The sequence below is a fragment of the Aquiflexum sp. genome (assembly GCF_041751335.1).
Lineage (GTDB): Bacteria > Bacteroidota > Bacteroidia > Cytophagales > Cyclobacteriaceae > Aquiflexum.
Genome location: NZ_JBGSXS010000217.1, coordinates 25457 through 39570, shown reverse-complemented (window position 1 = coordinate 39570; position 14114 = coordinate 25457). Strand labels below are relative to the sequence as shown.

Here is a 14114-nt window from a genome sequence, read left to right as displayed (position 1 = left end):
TAGGTTTCTATGCCATGCCCTACATTTTGAAAGGTCTTGATGTCTTTCAGCGGTTTGATGTGTTTTTTGGCATTTTCAATGGATTTTTGATATGGGAATAATAAGTCTTTGTCACCGAGAAGGAGGTAAGTGTCCGCTTTTACTTTTGCTAGCTCTTGGTTCATGTAGTAAGGTTTCTGGGTATTATCTATATAGCGACTGATGGCAAATACCTCATAATCCACCAACATTCGCTCAGCATAAGGAGAGAGTTGGTGGTTAGGCTTTGCAAAAATGGCCTTGTCCAAAAATTTCAGGACATTTTTTGGGGTTGGGCTGAGGATGGGTAAAATGTTGTAATAAAGGTTTGTCAAGCCAAGCGAAAAAAATTGTAGACAGCCCGGGTTAAGAAGAAACGCTGCCTTTATCCGTTCTGGATTTGTGATTCCAAGTTTCATACAGATCAATCCCCCAAAAGAAGCACCTGCAACAAACGCCTTTTCAATGTTTAGCTTGTCAAAAACTTCATTGGCCCATACTCCATAATTTATTGACTTGATATCCGGTGTGGACCCATCGCTCAGATTTGGCAAACCATTGGTTTCCAACAAAAAGACCCTAAATTTTCGGTTCAGATTATCAAGACCCCTATCAAAATCCCAAATCAGAGATGTTGTCCTTGCACCGGGGAATATCACCAAGGTTTCCAATTGGTTTTCATTTGTGTTTAAACCCCAGATCTGAGTTTTCCCTATTGAAGTTTCGACCTCGATGCGCTCATACTTTCTTTGATTGGCTTGTTCGAGTTGTTTTACCCATTGTTCAAAATACGCTCTATCCTTGATTTCGTCTTTGAAATAGGATGTAGCCTTTATTTTCATGGTGGATTTTTGATATAAGCAAATCTTCCTGAAGTAGTCGAAAAAACAAAAACGGGAAAAACTCTTTCGAATTTTTCCCGCTCCATGACTTGAAAACCATAGTCCTCAAAACATGCCAAGCTACAGTTATTGTGACTTTTTCCTCAGTTGCCCGAGTGCTTAACTTTAGATTTCAAACTCTAGCAATCTCCACCTTTCGATTTTGAGGCTTGATTAAAGTATTTCTGCGGTAAACCGTCTCAGACTTTCAACTTTGAAGTATCAGCCCCTTTACACTTTCATCACGAGTTTTGGATCATTGTCTGAAATTTTACTTTCAGCCTTTTATCTCTCACTTGATATAATCAAAGCTACTGTTTATTAGTATCCTTAGCAATTTTTTTACCCTTTATTTTCCCACAATTTTCCCACAGATTATCCACTGAATTTTCAAGGTTATCCACAAAAAAATGCTTTTTGGATATATTAATGAGATGGGTTTAAGTCATGCTGACGAAGGAAGCATCTCTCGAATTTCTCAATTAGGGAATGAATACCAGATTCTAGTTTTCCATTAAAACCCACCACATTTCCTAGCTGCCATCGCCAAAGGTTATGGAAAGGCGGTTTTGAATGATTTTGTAATGGGTCAAGTCTATCAATGCACCATATAATCTCGATTCATAATCACTGACAGATCGATGGACAGAACCCATTATGCTCATTTTCCATGCAGGAATTCAGAAATGCAAATGAGACCAAGATTAATAAGATGCATTTCTTTTTCATATTCAATCACCTGTACGAAAAGTTTTTCCTAGATGTCTTGGGTTCGGGCAAAATAACTTATTATCACATTTCAAATTAAGTATTATGGACCGCATCAAAGAATTGACAGAAAAGCTGAATCTCCAACCACACCCTGAAGGCGGGTTTTATTCTGAGACATACCGATCTTCCTTAGGGATTGAAACAGATAATGGCCAAAGGTCTTTGGCCACATCCATTTATTTTCTGTTGACTTCCTCAGACGTTTCCAAGTTTCACAGCATCGCAGGTGAAGAGATATGGTTTCACCATGAGGGAAGCCCGTTGGCTGTCCACCTCTTGTCTGACAATGGATATGAAAAATTATTGGTTGGACTTGTTGACCAAAAAGGCCGACAGCCCCAGCAATTGGTGCCCGAAGGGGCGATTTTTGGTTCAACCGTGGAAGATGAGAATTCTTATGCTTTGGTTTCCTGTGTAGTTGCCCCCGGTTTTGATTTCAAGGACTTTAAGATGTATAGTGCGGAGGAACTATTGGGGAAATGGCCGGAACATGGTGAGATTATTAAAAAATTAACATAATTGGCGAATGAGTCATACAAGTGAAGACAATTGATTTGGTTGAATCTACTGTTTTCTGAAACTATCTGTCGGGCCTGATTCATTCTTATTTTTTTATTGCACGCAGATGACGCTGATTTAATGGATTTCCGCTGATATCGGTAGCTGTGAAATTCAAATGTTTTTATCAAGATTGCTTAGGTATTGGCTTGCCTCGTACGGCATATCCGTGTTGATATAATCTATGTCGAGGTCATAAAATGCTTTCCAAGCTGATTTGGAATCAGGGGTAGCCCAAAATCTTACCGGTTTCCCAAAGCTATGTACTTGTTGGATAAAAGAAATCAGCTTCTCTTTTTCCTGCTCGACTATACTGCCTTTTCCGTTCCAAACAGAAAACTTCCGGAAATTCAAACTGACCATCCCGATCTTTTCCCAAGGAAGCTGATCATTCAAGGTCCTACTTTGATAATCAAAAAGTATCCAAGAGGGGTAATCAGAGTAATCTTCCACTTTCGGCCTGTTTCCGGATACGATGATCTTTAATCCGTTTTGATTGGCGGGTGAATATAACATCGGTTCAAATTCCTTCAACTGTTTGACCAATACTTCCAAGGTGGAATAGGATTCGGTTTTGAGGTCAATCAATAAGTGAAAACCAAAATCATCCACAAGCCCGAGTTCTTTTGCCTTTTGGATAGGAGAAAGATATAGGCTTTTTAGGGTCCTTTCTTTTTTAATAGTCGCCCCTTCATGGGCGACCATCAGTTCTCCCTCCTTTAAAATCACATCTGCTTCAATAGAAGCACAATCTGCTATAAATGCTTCCCAAAAAGGCACCTTATTAAGGTAGTCGTTGTGGGAATGGAGTTTAAAGGATTTGTATTCCTGAGCTATTGAAAAATGGAAATTCAAAAAATAGCAAATGATAAGAAGACAGATTTTTTTCATATCCAAAAATGGAAAAATACTTTTGAAAGTTAATTATGAGTAATTTTAACTACTTATTCTACAATTGGATTTAACGGACTATTGATCTCTTTACCTATCTCTGCCCCAGGGCACCAAGTATTCCAATCGTTGATCTGATTGTCGTTTTCGGGGTTTTTTAGTTTGGATTTGGCATCCATATAGATAATCGTCATCACTTTCCTGACCTGATCAGTGTGATTGGCTCCGGCCCTATGAAAAACCCAACCGGAGTGAAAGCTGACCTCTCCCAAATCAAAAGGCTCAATGACATGCTCAAAATTATTGATCCGGAGATTTTTTTTGATCTGAACCTCTGATTCGTCCCCAATAGCCAATTCTCTTCCAAATACAATTTGATGGCTTTTTGCCGAAAATTCCAAGGCTCCCATTTCCAATGGAGTCTCCTGCAAAGGAATCCAAGCGGTGATAGTCCTATCCGTATCAATCGGCCAATAAAATTGATCTGCATGCCAAGGCGTGATTCCTCCTCCGGCCTCTTTGAACAATGCCTGATCGTGGTAAATCCTGACTTTCTCACAACCCATCAGGTCTGCGGCAATTTGCCCTAACCTTTTGCTCAACACCAACTTGGCGACTTCTTCATTTTCTGTCCAAAGATTGAAAATCTGTAAAAAGGCCTTGCCGTAAGTGTCCCTTTCCTCTACAGGTGCTTTTTGGGTATTCAATTTGTCCACTTCCTTGCTGATCACCTCATTGAAATGGGCGATCACCTCGGGGCTCAGCACATTTTTGAGTTTGATAAAGCGGTTTTCAAGGTAAAAAGATTTGGCTTCGTCTGAGACAGAATAGGTTTGGTTGAGAAGTTGCAAGTTAGGGTTCATTGGGTTATTGTTATTTATTTGGTTGATTCCATTTCTACAATGATGGCAAGTTAATGCAATTCGGTTTTACTTGCAAAATATCGAATGAGCTCATAAATCTCAAAATTCTGTCTTAGCCAATGCCAATTGAGAATTTTCCTTAAATTGTCTACCTGAAATGAATTTCTGCCCATTGTAACCTTATCAAACCATCCCAAATGCTGATACTTTTGACCATCCTCTTGGCCTTGGCACTGATATTAGTGGCCATTGTCAAATTTGATATCCATCCTTTTTTAGCGCTTTTTGTTGGAGCCATTCTGTATGGCCTGATGTCGGGGATGTCTACTGACCTTATCCTTAAATCCATTTCTGACGGTTTTGGGGGTGTTTTAGGTAATATTGGTTTACTGATTTTGTTTGGCGTGATCATGGGTACCTTTCTTGAAAAAACAGGCGGGGCTTTGGTAATAGCTGAAAAAATCCTTTCCTGGATTGGTCAGAAATCGGTCACCAAAGCCATGCTCATCTGCGGCTATATTTTGTCTATTCCTGTTTTCGGAGACAGCACCTTTATCATGCTGAATCCTATCAGCAAATCCCTTTCGCTCAAGAGCAAAGTTCCTTATGCTGCCACGACTATTGCGATTGCATTAGGGGCAACGGCAAGCCATTCTTTGGTTCCACCAACTCCCGGTCCAATAGCCACAGCGGGTATATTGGACGCTGATTTGGGGATGATCATCTTTTGGGGGATTATCGTCAGCTTGGTTGCGCTGATTCCTGCATACTTTTTTATTAGAAATTTTGTATCAAAGATTCCTTTGGAGCCTGTTTTGGCGGAAATTGATTTGACAACTGTTGCAACAAAACCACCAACTGCTACTAAATCCTTCCTTCCAGTCATCGTTCCATTGGTTTTGATCATTTTGGCATCCATTGCCAAGTATCCCTCAAAGCCATTTGGGGATGGTGAATGGGTTTCCATCATTGAATTTGTGGGCAGTCCTGTCATGGCCTTGTTATTGGGGGTGATTTTATCCTTTACACTTCCTACCAAATTTGACCGCAAACTATTATCAGCCAGTGGGTGGATGGGAGAAGCTATTCAGATTGCAGCACCCGTCATTTTGATTACGGGTGCAGGTGGTGTTTTTGGTAAAATGCTTCAAAATTCAGGAATAGGCGATTTGGTAAGTGAATATATGAGTGGGGCAAGTTGGGGGATATTTCTACCATTTTTGATTGCTTTTTCATTAAAAACAGCCCAAGGTTCATCCACCGTGGCCATGATTACGACTGCTTCCATAATCGCACCTTTATTGGGAAGTTTGGGATTGGATTCAGAAACCATGAAGGTTTTTGCTGTGCTTTCGATCGGGGCAGGGGCCATGGCGATTTCCCATGCCAATGACAGTTTTTTCTGGGCAGTTACCCAGCTTTCAGGCATGTCCATTAGACAAGGGAACAAGACTCATAGTTTGGGTACTTTGATTTTGTCCCTTACTGCAATCTCTGTAATTTTCATCATTTCTTTGTTTTATTAGAAATAATCAACGTGCTGTCCAGCCTCCGTCTACAGTAATCAGGGAACCGACCATATAGCTTCCGGCCTCACTTGCCAGCAACAGGGCGGCTCCTTGAATTTCCTTTAGATGCCCCCACCTTTCCAGTGCTGTTGCGCCAACGATAAACTTCTTGCCTTCTTCTGTATTTGCAATAGGAACATTCATGGCAGTGAGAAATGGTCCAGGACAAATGGCATTGACCAGGATTCCGAATGGTGCCAACTCCAATCCCAAAGCCCGTGTCATTTGGACCACGGCACCTTTGCTGGAAGTGTATGGGGTCCTGTTTGCCAGACCAACTACTCCCAGCGTACTGGCCATATTGATGATATTTCCCTTTTGGGCATTTTTCATATGTGGGGTGACAGCCCTGTTACAAAGCCAAGTTCCGGTGACATTGGTATCCATGACTTTGGAAAAATCATCTAAGGTCAGTTCGTCAATGGGGCCTCGGATATTGATTCCGGCAGAATTGATCAAAATATCAATCTTACCAAAGGCATCCATGGCAGCTTTTGCCATGGCTTCTGTCTCCTTTTGATCCGAAACATCTGCCGAAAAAGCTAAGCATTTAATGCCATAAGTTTTGGATAATTCCTTTGCAGCAGCTTCCCCTTCAGCTAGGTTTCGACTTACCAACATGATGTCTGCCCCTGCTGAGGCCAATCCTGCGGCCATTGCCAACCCCAAACCTTTTGAACCACCTGTGATGATGGCCGATTTTCCACTAAGATCAAAAAGCTTAATTCCCGGTAGTTTACTGTATTCTTCTAAGTTTTCCATAATATTATTTTTCAATACTTAAATTATCAATCAAACATTCCACATTGGGATGCATCCACAGAAAAGAGGCAGGACATTGGGTTGTGATTTTTTTTGACAAAATCTGATCAATGGCAGTCTGTTTTCCTTTTCCGGTAACCAGAAAGATTATTTTTTTGCTCAACATAATGTCCTTCATGCCAACGCAAAGCCCAAAAGCAGGTTCACTTCCCTGTGACAAAGATGGATCATGCTGAATAGTGGATGCAGCTAATTTGGCCTTGTGAAATTCCGGTTCTAAGTATCCATCCGGTTCATTGAAAGCAATATGTCCGTTTTTTCCCAATCCCAATATACAGATATCGAATGGTCCACTTTGGGAAATAAAGTTTTGCATCCGGGTGATCTCCTGATCCACAATTTGGGGTGCAGTATCAAAACCTGTATAGTGAGATTCCTGAATTTCCAAAGGACCCAATAGATGCATTTGAAGGTAGCTTTCGCAGGAATCCGGATGAGAAAGAGGGATGATTCCCCATTCATCCATTTTTATCACACTCATTTTATCGAACAATTCTTTATTCTCTGCCATACCGGCATACATCCCTGTCGGTGAATTTCCTGTGGCAGCACAAAAAAGCAGATCAGGTTTGGAAGTGACTTCATCCATTACTATTTGAGCAGCATTTTGGCTCATTGATGAGTAATCTTTACAGTAGGTTATTTTCATCTTTGGGAATAGGTTTTAGTTTTTTTTTATTAAGATAATTTCCCTCAAATCCAATATGGCCCCATCCTCTTCAAAGGCTTCATTGGATTTAAAGATTACCTTTTCGTAGCCCTTTTTCAACTTGATCGTCCCTATGGACTTTTTTTGAAAAGTCTCCCATGATCCTGATTTCTCCACTATTCCTAATAACTTTTCTTTTCCAGCTGTCAAAACGAATTCTTTTCCGGCCTCCTCATCAGAAACTGACCAATCCAGCCAGACTTCATAAGTACCATCCATTGGCACGTCCACTTCCCACAGTACGCTATCATTGGAGGTAAACCAGCCAAAAGATTTCCACTCAGGCATGTATTTAATGGCAGGGCCTTTCCCTCTGCCATTTTCAGCGGTCAGTTGGAGTTGACCATCTTTGGATGGCCTGACCAGTTGGGGAATATTCATGGTGTCAGCAATGGAAGATCTTGTTTCATAGACATATTTGGCGATGGTACCAATAGGAGCCATCCAGATTCCATTGTTTGGATCATTGGCATATTCAGACAGCTTTTTCAACATGCTCAGACGGGTAGTTTGATCTCCTGAATGATCCATATCATGTCCCGCCAGTACCAGCCATTGGCCGTTTTTGGAAGCGGATTCAATCAAAGGCAATATTTCCTCAAATTCCAATTGGTCCATTTCCATGCCTGTCAATTGTGCCAGGTCAGCATAAATCGGGTCGGAAGGGGCTTCATCCATCCAACCTCTTCCTGCCAGAAACATCTCAGAAATCAGGGGTACCAAGCTTTGGGTATGGATTCCTTTTCCGACAAATTTTTGTCCACAGGGATACGCATACACTTGTGGAACTACACCCAGGAGTTTTTCGATTTCATTACTTGCCTGAACCAACTCCGCCCTCATTTTATCCATGGTATAATTTTCCAATGCCCGCTCTCTTGACCAAGCAAAATTTCCGCTGCAAGGATGCAGAATGGAATGATTTCCAATTTCATGGCCGTTAGCAACAGCCTTTTTCCAGTTGCTAAGGTCTTTTTCCACACTGGCAGGATGCACAAAGAAAGTGGCTTTGATATCGTATTCATCTAAAAGCGGAATTCCTAACCTTGTATTACTTGCGCGGGCATCATCAAAACTTAAACTAAGCGCCATCTTTTTCCCTTCCGGCCATGGGAAGTTTTGGCCTTGTGCCAAAGGCTGATTTACAAAAGTCAAAAGCACAAGGAATTGAATGAGGATATGGTTAGATTTCAATACAGTCATGGTGGGTTTTAAGATTGAGTTTATTTGGTTTTAAGGATGAAGGCCAATAAATCAGCCATTTTCTGTGGATTAATGTTGTTTTCAAGGCCTGAAGGCATGCCGGACATTTCCATCACTGTCAAGGACCTGATATCCTGTCTCGCTATACTTCTTTCTTGGCCTCCGGCAAACCTTAAAAGGATTGCTGTCGGAGTTTCTGAAGCAATCAACCCTTGCAAACTTTCACCATTTTGCATTTCTAAAGCCCAAAGGTCATAGCCATCTGCAATGGAAAGATTGGGGAGAAGGATATCACTGAGGATATTTTCAGGCCTCCTGTTTTTCATGGTAGCAAGGTCAGGACCAAATGCCTTACCCAAATCCTGACCCATCTTGTGGCAAATGGCACAATTCTCATGATATACAGTTTGACCTTTTAATTGTGTGCCATTTAAGGTCAGACTAGCTTGGTACTGTTGCAGGATTTCCTCGATGCTTTTTTCTTCTTTGTTGATCAGTAATCTGGCACGGGTACGGAGTGGAATATCGGAATTGTTCATCAGCCTGACACTCCTTGGCCACCCAAGATTATTTGGTTGGATGATTCCATTTTCCATGGCATCCAACAAAATACTGACCCTGTCATTGTTGACCATTAAAGTGTTCAACCCTTCTTCCCGGATTGCAGGTGTAAATGTTGGCCATAATTCTACCACCATTTCTGCTGCTGAGATATCTGGAATGCGGCTTATTGCCTTAAGGGCTGCCAACTGCACGTCATTTGGTTCAATGGGCCTTAGCAGACTTTTGAAAAGTATTTTATTTTCTTCTGAATTGAACAGGGAAAGAAAATTGATGCCGATAACTCGTTCTTGTTCAGACAGGACTTTATTCGCTGCGATGATTTTGGCTTTTTCTTTTAAGATTTTTGACTGTGAAGACTCGGTTACACCTAAAACTTTCAGAAGTTCCAAAGAGGCCTGTCTGACCTGAATGGAAGGATTTTCAAAACAGGCAGTCAAAAGCATATTTTCAGCAGGTCGGAAGGTGGGTCCCTGAATTTTTTTATTTTGGAGTCCTTGGGCCAGGCCATTCAAAAGAGGTGCTTGCCAGTGACTTTCATATCCTGAGTTGGTATTAGTGCCTTTATTGATTAAATCCATGATAGCATCTTTATCCAAACTGGAGGCTGTCATGGCACTTAATCGCCGTACCAATGTGCCATAGGCAGGGTTATCTTGCTGATAATTTACCAAGGTAGCTTGCATCAATGTTTTGTTTTCCTCAAATGGGGCGGACAAAGCAGCTACTTGCATCCATTCATCCTCAATATTTCCAAACAGTAATTTTCCCCTAGCCAAGGAAGCGGCTTCACTTTTTAAAAATCCTAGCGTACATAGCAGCTGAAAGCGTACTTTGCGATCATTGTCGGAAATCAGTTGAAGCAAAGCAGTTTCCAGTTCCGGGTATTTGTGTAAATGAAGTTCTGCAATCTGAATAGCGTTTTTCCGTACTCCCGCCTCTTTATGTAACAGCGCATTGATGATCAGTTCTGGAGTTGTTTTACCAAGACCTTCTAAGGTCCACAAAGCATGAACCCTACCTTCAGGCTTTTGATTATTCTTTGCCATTTCAAATAACTCATCAGGAATCTCTGAAATTTTACTATCCACCAAAAGTCTCTGGGCATTTCTTCTCCACCAAATATTGGGGTCGGCCAATTTTTCAATCAATTCTGCATTTGTAAAATCACCCAACTTCAATTTGTTGGACCAGTCCAAGGGCTTGGTCCCTTTCGGGGTAATTCTGTAAATTCTCCCTTTGTTTGTCCCATTATACAATGCCCCGGAATTCACGACATCCTCGGCCATCCACTCAGGGTGTTCAATATACTGCCTGTAATAATCAAGAAGGTAAAGCGCGCCATCAGGACCGATATACATATTGACCGGTCTGAACCAGGAATCGGTGGAAGCAAGGAATTCCTTGTTAGGGTGTTGGCGGCTAGCTTTAAACAGTGTCCCATTGTCAGAAAGCAAATCTATGTGCAGGATATTACTGACAGGTTCGGCAATAAAAACTGCCATGTCATATTCTGAAGAAAAAGCCCCACCAAGATAGGTTGTGATACCACAGGCCGAAGTCATTACTCCCAAATCAGTCAAGAGTTGGTGCTCAGGATTTTTGGTGATGGGAAATACCTCTGCGGCATTGCCATGGTCAGAAATGGATTCAGTGCTTTGCGAAACCAGCAGATAGGGATTTCGATTGAGGTACCTAGCAGAAATGACATCCTGTATGATATGGTTATTGTTGTTGATCACAAACCGATGGCCCCATTTGTCAAAAGTATGTCCAAACTGGGTGCGGCTAGCTAAAACTTCCAATTCGAAACTGTCTGGACGGAATCTAACGCTTCTGCCACCTGCATTTTGAGGTAAACGATCCCCATCTGGATAGGAAGGGAAATGGATTTCAGAACCCCTATCTCCTAATAAATCCTGAAAAGTATTGGTTGATACCGCAGGTTCATGACCGAGATAGATCCAATTGTCCAAACCCAATCTTGGACTGTTGACATTGTGTTGTGGGTTGGATACAGCAAATCCCGTTAAGACAATGTCCTTGATATCCGCTTTGCCATCTCCATCACTATCTTCCAGGTAATAAACATGTGGAGGGTCTGTGACCAAGAGTCCTTTTTTCCATCGGAGTATGCCTGTAGGCAAAACCAGATTTTCAGCGAAGACCGTACTTTGATCCATTCTGCCATCTCCGTTAGTATCGGACAAGAGTTTGATTTTTCCGCTTCCACTTAGGTCTAGGGGATACCCATGCATTTCCACGACATACATTCTGCCAAATTCATCAATTTCCATATCCACAGGATCTGAAATCAATGGCTCTCCAGCAATCAGTTCAATCTGGAATCCATCTTCCAACTCAAAGGTCTGAAGTGCATTCTCCAATGATCTTTCCATGGGATCATTGCTTGGTCTTTGGCAGGAAAGGCATGCAAACAAGAGAAATAAAAGGGCATGATTAGCTTTTGGCATTACTTTGGGTCAGGGTGATTAGGGATAAATGAATCAATGGAATTTCAGGAAAATATTTATTGGGATATACCTTGGCTAAGCGATAATTCTAAATGTAATGATTTGCAGTATTTTATACAATAGGTTTTATTGGAGTGTATTCTTATATCGGAGGATTAGATTTCTCTCTTCGTACCAATGACATAAACCGGAGCCGCTGTCACCCTGATCCCGATAGCTCGGGAGAAGTCCCATGAGGATCCGCAAATGATTAAATTAAACATAAATAGGACCGCTGGAGATTCTTCGTACCTACCAATGACATAAATCGGAGCAGCCGTCACCCTGATCCCGTTGGCTATCGGGAGAAGGGTCTCTCGAGGATCAGGAAATGTATTATAAACATAAATAGGACCTCTGGAGATTCTTCTTACCTCAGATTGACGGCTGCCTAGGGGGTAACTTGATGTCATTCCTTTTCTGAACATTTTAAAAATGTTGGGGACCCAGGATGACGACTGCCTACCGGGTAACCTGATATAATTACCTATTCTGAACATTTACGAAATGTTCAGGATTCGAAATGACAAAATTGGAGGCCATTGCCACTATTGAACCAAAAAAATCACAGCCCATCAAAAAAGTGATACATATAAGATTGATGCTTATTACATTTTAAAATGAAATTAAAATCCAACCCAAAATACAAACCAATGAGGACTTTAATGCTTTTCATGATAACCGTCATTACCTTAGGCATTGGCCCGCTAAATGCTCAATCTGACCTAATAAGGCTTGAGCCTGTCAGCTTCTCCCAAGTAACCATTACAGACAGTTTTTGGAAGCCTAAACTGGAAAAAGTGGCCAATACCACTTTACAGGTTTGCATCCAACAAACAGAGGTGGAAACCGGTCGGATCCGTAATTTCGAAAAAGCAGCGAGACGGTCAAATGAAAAGCATGAGGGGATTTATTACGATGACAGTGATGTCTACAAAGCTTTGGAAGCTATTGCCTACTCTTTGAAAAACCATGCGGATGCTGATTTGGAGGCAAAAGCTGATGAGTGGATTGATAAAATTGCCGCTGCCCAAGAGGAAGATGGCTATATCAATACTTTCTATACCCTGACCGGATTGGCAAACAGGTGGAAAGACATGGACAAACACGAGGCCTATTGTGCAGGACATTTGATAGAAGCAGGCGTGGCTTATTATCAGACCACAGGAAAGAGAAAATTATTGGATGTGGGGATCAAAATGGCTGACCATATCGATCAGCAGTTCAGACAAAGCAATACCCCTTGGGTTGTCGGTCATCAGGAAATCGAATTGGCTTTGGTCAAATTGTACAAAGTCACCAATGAGGAAAAGTATCTGGAATTGTCCGATTGGTTTTTGGACCAAAGGGGTAGGGGACATGGTATAGAGGCGATTTGGACCAATCCACACTGGGGACCAAAATATGCCCAAGATGATGTTCCTGTTAAAGATCAGAAAGAAATTACAGGTCATGCGGTCAGGGCCATGTATATGTATACAGGTGCCGCCGATGTAGGCGCTGCCAAGAAAGATGATGGTTATATGAATGCCATGAAGACAGTTTGGGAGGATGTGGTTCATAGAAACATGTACATCACCGGGGGAATCGGTTCTTCAGGTAGCAATGAGGGATTTTCATTGGATTATGACCTTCCCAACGAGCGGGCCTACAGTGAGACCTGTGCTTCGGTGGGGATGGTTTTCTGGAACCAAAGAATGAATTCCCTGGAAGGAGATTCCAAATATGTGGATGTTTTGGAGCGAAGTCTCTACAATGCGGCCCTTGATGGATTGAGCCTGAAAGGGGACAGCTTTTTTTATGGAAATCCTTTGGCTTCGAATGGGCAACATTCTCGCAGAGCTTGGTTTGGAACAGCTTGCTGTCCTTCAAATATTTCCCGTTTGGTGGCTTCAGTCGGTGATTATATTTACGCAACCTCCGAAAATACCATTTTGGTCAATCTCTTTATTGGGAGTACAACTACTTTCCAAATGGGTAAAGTGGAGGTTCCTTTTGAAATGAGTACCAATTATCCCTTGGATGGTGAGATTACAATTGCCATGAATCCTCAAAAAAAGACAAAGTATGCATTGAAAATGAGGTTGCCGGGTTGGGCCAAGGAGGAAGCTGTGCCAGGTGGATTGTACCAATTTGAAGAAAAAAGCAAGCAGACTTATGCAGTAATGTTGAACGGTAGACCGGTGCCACACAATCTGGAAAATGGATACATTACCATTGACAGGAAGTGGGGAAAAGGAGATGTCATTACCTATAAACTTCCCATGGAAGTCAGGAAAATCAGGTCAAGAAATGAAGTAGAGGCCAATCGGGACAGGATTGCACTACAAAGAGGTCCTATGGTCTATTGCGTGGAAGGTGCGGACAACGAGGGGAAAGCCTGGAATATCGTTGTCCCGGAAAATAGCAGTTTTGAGGCAGTTGAATATCGGGTGCTTGAGGAAAAAGTGATGGCCATTCAGGGTGAGGTCAATGTGGTAACAGTGAGTGAAGATGATAACAGTGTGCTCACCCAAAAACAACAAATCACTGCTATCCCTTACTACACCTGGGCCAATCGTGGGGCCAATGAAATGCAGGTTTGGTTGCCGACCAAGGTGAAGGAGTTGAAGGTGAATTATTGAGGAAGTGGGAAATTAGGGGAGTTTGAAGTTTGGAAGCAGGGAAGTGTTGGAAATTGTGGGATGACAGATGTGGGGTAGGTATTGGAGGAAGGTAGTGAACTCATATCAACCTGGAAGAGTATAAAAAGCACT

Annotated in this window: 11 protein-coding genes; 3 read left to right on the top strand and 8 right to left on the bottom strand. The window is 41.9% G+C overall.

Features of this window, described 5'->3' with window-relative positions:
- The coding region (locus tag ACEW8U_RS11665) for an alpha/beta fold hydrolase (protein ID WP_373522218.1) at nt 1–860 on the bottom strand (860 nt) is incomplete at its 3' end.
- 852 nt (nt 861–1712) lie between these two features.
- Between ACEW8U_RS11665 and ACEW8U_RS11660 the strand changes: the two genes are divergently transcribed.
- Nucleotides 1713–2189: a cupin domain-containing protein gene (locus ACEW8U_RS11660; RefSeq protein WP_373522217.1), complete on the top strand. Its 477-nt coding sequence runs from the start codon at nt 1713–1715 to the stop codon at nt 2187–2189.
- 153 nt (nt 2190–2342) lie between these two features.
- Here ACEW8U_RS11660 and ACEW8U_RS11655 read toward each other — a convergent pair whose 3' ends face one another.
- Both ACEW8U_RS11655 and ACEW8U_RS11650 read right to left on the bottom strand, forming a co-directional pair.
- Nucleotides 2343–3119, bottom strand: a complete 777-nt coding sequence (locus tag ACEW8U_RS11655; RefSeq protein ID WP_373522216.1) for a phosphatidylinositol-specific phospholipase C/glycerophosphodiester phosphodiesterase family protein — start codon at nt 3117–3119, stop codon at nt 2343–2345.
- 53 nt (nt 3120–3172) lie between these two features.
- Nucleotides 3173–3982: a phytanoyl-CoA dioxygenase family protein gene (locus tag ACEW8U_RS11650; RefSeq protein ID WP_373522215.1), complete on the bottom strand. Its 810-nt coding sequence runs from the start codon at nt 3980–3982 to the stop codon at nt 3173–3175.
- A 197-nt stretch (nt 3983–4179) separates the two neighbouring features.
- Between ACEW8U_RS11650 and ACEW8U_RS11645 the strand changes: the two genes are divergently transcribed.
- Complete coding sequence (locus ACEW8U_RS11645) at nt 4180–5508, top strand: GntP family permease (RefSeq protein ID WP_373522214.1); 1329 nt, start codon at nt 4180–4182, stop codon at nt 5506–5508.
- 6 nt (nt 5509–5514) lie between these two features.
- On the opposite strand, the gene ACEW8U_RS11640 is transcribed toward ACEW8U_RS11645, so the two are convergent.
- The 5 genes from ACEW8U_RS11640 to ACEW8U_RS11620 form a co-directional block, all read right to left on the bottom strand.
- Complete coding sequence (locus tag ACEW8U_RS11640) at nt 5515–6312, bottom strand: SDR family NAD(P)-dependent oxidoreductase (protein ID WP_373522213.1); 798 nt, start codon at nt 6310–6312, stop codon at nt 5515–5517.
- Between the two features lie 4 nt (nt 6313–6316).
- Nucleotides 6317–7021: a 6-phosphogluconolactonase gene (locus ACEW8U_RS11635; protein WP_373522212.1), complete on the bottom strand. Its 705-nt coding sequence runs from the start codon at nt 7019–7021 to the stop codon at nt 6317–6319.
- Nucleotides 7022–7036: 15 nt separating this feature from the next.
- Complete coding sequence (locus ACEW8U_RS11630; RefSeq protein ID WP_373522211.1) at nt 7037–8284, bottom strand: polysaccharide deacetylase family protein; 1248 nt, start codon at nt 8282–8284, stop codon at nt 7037–7039.
- A gap of 20 nt (nt 8285–8304) precedes the next feature.
- The gene (locus ACEW8U_RS11625; protein ID WP_373522210.1) at nt 8305–11244 is read right to left on the bottom strand and encodes a PVC-type heme-binding CxxCH protein; all 2940 of its coding nucleotides are present in this window, start codon (nt 11242–11244) and stop codon (nt 8305–8307) included.
- 230 nt (nt 11245–11474) lie between these two features.
- The gene (locus tag ACEW8U_RS11620) at nt 11475–11786 is read right to left on the bottom strand and encodes a hypothetical protein (protein ID WP_373522209.1); all 312 of its coding nucleotides are present in this window, start codon (nt 11784–11786) and stop codon (nt 11475–11477) included.
- Between the two features lie 225 nt (nt 11787–12011).
- Here ACEW8U_RS11620 and ACEW8U_RS11615 point away from each other — a divergent pair, with 225 nt between their 5' ends.
- Nucleotides 12012–13982 carry a glycoside hydrolase family 127 protein gene (locus tag ACEW8U_RS11615; protein ID WP_373522208.1) on the top strand — a complete coding sequence of 657 codons (1971 nt, stop codon included), beginning with the start codon at nt 12012–12014 and terminating at the stop codon, nt 13980–13982.
- Nucleotides 13983–14114: the final 132 nt, after the last annotated feature.

Coding starts and splice junctions, on each gene's coding strand:
- ACEW8U_RS11660 (WP_373522217.1), top strand. CDS start 1,713: ATGGACCGCATCAAAGAATTGACAGAAAAGCTGAATCTCCAACCACAC.
- ACEW8U_RS11655 (WP_373522216.1), bottom strand. CDS start 3,119: ATGAAAAAAATCTGTCTTCTTATCATTTGCTATTTTTTGAATTTCCAT.
- ACEW8U_RS11650 (WP_373522215.1), bottom strand. CDS start 3,982: ATGAACCCTAACTTGCAACTTCTCAACCAAACCTATTCTGTCTCAGAC.
- ACEW8U_RS11645 (WP_373522214.1), top strand. CDS start 4,180: ATGCTGATACTTTTGACCATCCTCTTGGCCTTGGCACTGATATTAGTG.
- ACEW8U_RS11640 (WP_373522213.1), bottom strand. CDS start 6,312: ATGGAAAACTTAGAAGAATACAGTAAACTACCGGGAATTAAGCTTTTT.
- ACEW8U_RS11635 (WP_373522212.1), bottom strand. CDS start 7,021: ATGAAAATAACCTACTGTAAAGATTACTCATCAATGAGCCAAAATGCT.
- ACEW8U_RS11630 (WP_373522211.1), bottom strand. CDS start 8,284: ATGACTGTATTGAAATCTAACCATATCCTCATTCAATTCCTTGTGCTT.
- ACEW8U_RS11625 (WP_373522210.1), bottom strand. CDS start 11,244: ATGGAAAGATCATTGGAGAATGCACTTCAGACCTTTGAGTTGGAAGAT.
- ACEW8U_RS11620 (WP_373522209.1), bottom strand. CDS start 11,786: ATGTTCAGAAAAGGAATGACATCAAGTTACCCCCTAGGCAGCCGTCAA.
- ACEW8U_RS11615 (WP_373522208.1), top strand. CDS start 12,012: ATGAGGACTTTAATGCTTTTCATGATAACCGTCATTACCTTAGGCATT.